Origin of the sequence: Candidatus Erwinia dacicola (assembly GCF_001756855.1) — a bacterium.
GTDB classification, from domain to species: Bacteria; Pseudomonadota; Gammaproteobacteria; order Enterobacterales; family Enterobacteriaceae; genus Erwinia; species Erwinia dacicola.
In genome coordinates, this window is the sequence record NZ_MAYS01000579.1 from 1 (window position 1) to 3404 (window position 3404).

At 49.7% G+C, this 3404-nt stretch carries 4 protein-coding genes and 1 pseudogene; all 5 read left to right on the forward strand.

Features of this window, described 5'->3' with window-relative positions; genetic code table 11:
* On the forward strand, nt 1-374 hold a 374-nt coding region (locus BBW68_RS14335; RefSeq protein WP_148127712.1), incomplete at its 5' end, for an IS30 family transposase.
* 109 nt (nt 375-483) lie between these two features.
* On the forward strand, nt 484-702 hold the full coding sequence (locus BBW68_RS14340; RefSeq protein ID WP_070135867.1) for a hypothetical protein: 219 nt from the start codon (nt 484-486) through the stop codon (nt 700-702).
* Between the two features lie 212 nt (nt 703-914).
* Entirely contained in the window at nt 915-2054 is a 1140-nt protein-coding gene (locus BBW68_RS14345; RefSeq protein WP_070135868.1) for a DNA cytosine methyltransferase, read from the forward strand.
* Nucleotides 2047-3039, forward strand: a complete 993-nt coding sequence (locus BBW68_RS17225) for a DUF4928 family protein (protein ID WP_083264933.1) — start codon at nt 2047-2049, stop codon at nt 3037-3039. Before BBW68_RS14345 ends, BBW68_RS17225 begins: the two co-directional genes overlap by 8 nt.
* A 156-nt stretch (nt 3040-3195) precedes the next feature.
* Nucleotides 3196-3366, forward strand: a pseudogene (locus BBW68_RS17230) (DUF2913 family protein); the annotation flags it as partial.
* Between the last annotated feature and the right edge of the window lie 38 nt (nt 3367-3404).

Genomic DNA, 3404 nt, shown 5'->3' on the forward strand with positions numbered 1-3404 from the left:
TCATCATTCGCAAGTTGCCCAATAAGCCGGCGGAGACCGTGGCTGCCGCTTTCAGGGACATTGAAGCCAATACCTTCTGCGAGTTTAAGACCCTGACCGCAGATAACGGCCCTGAATTCGCCCTGCACGAGCAAATCACGGAAATCACAGGGGCGCAGGTCTACTTTGCACGCCCATACCATTCCTGGGAACGTGGCCTGAATGAGCATACCAACGGTCTGATACGGCGCTTTTACCCCAAGGGAACCGACTTCAGTCAGGTGAGCCATCGCAAGATGGCTGAACTCGAACACATACTCAACACGCGCGGGAGAAAATCACTGGGCTATCGTTCCCCCAACGAGGTATTTTTAACGCACTTACTGGCGGCATAAGCCCCCTCGGTTTTGTTGCGTTTCGAGTGGGAATGGGGCCGCTTTCACTTCAGCTGGCAATTAAACAGCTGGAAACAGGATCGGCGAACGGGGCTTAAACGGAGGTCTGATGACGGATTTTGATTGTGCTCCGGACAACTGGCATATGGCGTGCTGCCTTCTGGGAAACTGTTACTTCAGGATTGCATTACGTGGTGAGGAAACAACGGCTCCTGCACTGCTTGCGGAGCTGAAAAAGCTGGAGGCCGTCTTTTCAGGTTTGCCCGGCGGCGAGTATCTGCCGCTGCGCCTCGCAATTGAACAGGTGGTGATGGCTGTCGCAGATTAGTACTTGTATGTTTAATGAAGACTAAAAGATGTAATCAGTCTGTTTCAGAAAAGGGGGCACTTCATCCTTCCAAACCAATCGAAAGGGCATTCCTTGCCCCTGTTAACGCCTACGTAAAAACGATAAATCATCAAAATTGAAATTCCGCTGAGAGTAAATGCCTGACTAACCCACATATGAGATGATAAGCACATATAAACGGGAGGGGTTGAGTGAATATTATACCGATTCGTGACGATTACGAATGGACTGCATTGGAGTTCTTTGCGGGTATCGGTCTTGTCAGAGCCGGGATGGAACAGACTGGGATCAGGACTGTCTGGGCTAATGACTATGACCAGAATAAAAAGTCGATGTATGAAGGACACTGGAAATCTCATGAGCTTTTGCTGGCGGATATTCACACCCTCAAAAGCGAAAACCTGCCAGCAGCAAATGTTGCATGGGCTTCCTCACCCTGTACGGACCTCAGTCTGGCAGGTAAGCGTGTAGGCCTGCGGGGAGGCAGAGAATCATCTGCATTTTTCGGTTTTACTGATTTACTAGCCGGTATGAATGAGCGTCGGCCGGAAGTGATCGTTCTTGAGAACGTTACTGGTTTAGCCTCGTCTCATAATAGGGAAGATTTGAGGGCAGCGGTTAAAGAGTTCAATGCGTTAGGCTATGCAGTCGATGCTATCACTCTTGATGCCCGGCGTTTTGTTCCGCAATCCAGGCCCCGGCTGTTTCTTATAGGAGCAAAAAATCCGATTGATGGTGGTGAACAAGACACATGCCTGAGACCTGACTGGCTTTCCTGGCTACATAAAGATCCTGAAGTGCGCACTTTCATGATGCCTTTACCCAAAGCGCCAGATCTTCTTAGCCAGGGATTCACGCTGGAAACGGAGACTATGCCTGACAGCGACCCGAGGTGGTGGAAAGCAGCGAAGATCACCCTTTTTAAAAACTCAATGTCAGCGGTTCAGCGGGAAAGGTTAGAACACTTAGTCTCTCTGAATAGTATAACTGCCAGAACTGCCTACCGACGCACGCGAAATGGAATCCCAGTATGGGAAATGAGAGCAGAAGATATTTCTGGATGTTTACGTACGGCGCGGGGCGGCTCTTCCAAACAGGCAGTTGTGGTTATGGGGCAGGGATCGTTAAAGGTCCGGTGGATGACCGGGCTTGAGTATGCGCGTTTGATGGGGGCAGGCTGGTACACGCTGGAAAATATGCGTGACTCTCAGATTCAATATGGTTTCGGGGACGCTGTCGCGGTTCCGGTTGTTAGCTGGGTTGCCCGGCATATGATCCTTCCGCACCTGGAGGCAGCAAGAAAATCACATGGAAGAAAAGCGAATGGATGAGTTCAACAATACAGAAGCATATCTTGCAGCGGCAAAATCCTGGTATGAAGGAGAGCGCGCCAAGAGTGGTTCAATAAATACAAACGTGATGAATGCGGGTCTGATCGTCTCACGCATGATGGCCGATGGCATCCCTATCACTGACGAACGGCTTTACAGTGAAGGTAAAAGTCAGGTGCGGGGGCTAAGCGGTGCCACCATATCTAAAATCCTGGAACAACATGGTAAAACACGTCTTTTCACCCGTGAAGGTGGGCGCACATCCAGAGGAACTATCTTTTTAGCTGCAGCATTCCGGGATGTGCTTAACGGCACTCAGGTTAACAAAAATGAGTCTGTCGATTTGGCAAAGGCTTCAAATCTGCTTGAATCATTTTTCGTTAAATGTGTGCGTCTCGACTATTTTGACAAACAGAGGATTGCCGTCGAACTGGATTATCGTAAGCCTGTTTCCTCTGTTGTTAGCGATATTCTCAATGGCGCTGCAGAACGTTCTGATAAACCCACCGGTGCGGTACTTCAGCATCTTATAGGTGCCAAACTCCAGCTACGCTTTCCCAACGTTGAAATCGGAAGTGACAGAGCCAATACGGCTGATCTGCACACCGATCGCGAGGGGGATTTTCAGGTGGGCACAACGGCATTCCACGTTACCACCTCCCCTATGGAAAAGTTGATTTCACGGTGTGTTGAGAATAAACGGGCAGGTTACAGGCCGGTCATACTCACTCCTGAAAGCAGAGTCATTGCTGCACGCCAAATGGCCGATAACGTCGGTATGTCAGAGCAGATTTCCGTCCAGGCAGCTGAAACTTTTATAGGAAATAATATAGAAGAAATTGCAATTTATGACGGTGATAAAATCCGCGAAGGACTGGCAAGGCTTATCCGCACGTATAATTCACGTATTGGTGCGATTGAGATAGATAAATCTCTCATGATTGATGAACCCCGTTGGGTCGTCAACATACTGGGCGGTAACTGAGATGTCTCACAATAAGCAAGTTAATTCGGAGGGGCGACTATCTGCATTCTCCAGACAGCCCCCAGAACGCGCTGTTAGTTGGGCTTGAATGAGGTAACAGAAATTTCGGCGGTTCCGGCATAGAACCTCATTTTTTCATACAGGGAGTGAGCCAACGTGGCTGTGACAGAAAAATCGGGCCATCTGGCATGGTGCGCCCTGGTAGCGCTGGCACTGGCCAGACAGGATGGTGGCGTTCTTTCGCCGGCGCAGGAAAACCTATTTGTTACCCGATGGCTGGCGACTGCGCTGAAGCAGCGTCGTTTCTCGCGCGATGTGACACTTGATGGTTAGTAATCTGAATCGCTTCTTTTCGGATCACCTGA